General features: G+C 48.0%; 2 tRNA genes and 1 rRNA gene. All 3 read right to left on the bottom strand.

From position 1 onward, the window contains the following. Nucleotides 1-209: 209 nt before the first annotated feature. Nucleotides 210-285 (bottom strand) — tRNA-Ala (locus J3361_RS29345). A gap of 30 nt (nt 286-315) precedes the next feature. Continuing rightward, nucleotides 316-392 (bottom strand) — tRNA-Ile (locus J3361_RS29340). An 81-nt stretch (nt 393-473) separates the two neighbouring features. Next, a 16S ribosomal RNA gene (locus tag J3361_RS29335) occupies nt 474-527 on the bottom strand; the annotation flags it as partial.

Raw genomic sequence — 527 nt, 5'->3', positions numbered from 1 at the left:
ACATTCGCCGAAAATTCGAATTTCTCAACTAAGAGAACTCACAAATTTTACCTTAGCCTGATCCGTTACCAGTGAAAGTAACGTTCAGTCTATCTTTCTATCACATACCCAAATTTTTAAAGAACGAACTAGTCAAAGACTAGAAATCAACATTCACCATCGAACCGATGGAATGCTCATTTCTAAGCTTTATACAATCGAAGCAGTAGTGGTGGAGCCAAGCGGGATCGAACCGCTGACCTCCTGCGTGCAAGGCAGGCGCTCTCCCAGCTGAGCTATGGCCCCGTATTTCTACAGGCGTTTCCCACACAAAATTGGTGGGTCTGGGCAGATTCGAACTGCCGACCTCACCCTTATCAGGGGTGCGCTCTAACCAACTGAGCTACAGACCCAATTTCGGGCTGCTTCTATCGTCTTCTTCAATGAATCAAGCAATTCGTGTGGGAGCTCATGAAGCAGCTGCGGTCGTCGATTAAGGAGGTGATCCAGCCGCAGGTTCCCCTACGGCTACCTTGTTACGACTTCAC

This window comes from Pseudomonas sp. OA65, from assembly GCF_017498305.1.
Classification (GTDB): Bacteria; Pseudomonadota; Gammaproteobacteria; order Pseudomonadales; family Pseudomonadaceae; genus Aquipseudomonas; species Aquipseudomonas zanjanensis.
This window is presented reverse-complemented; position numbering and strand designations above follow the sequence as displayed.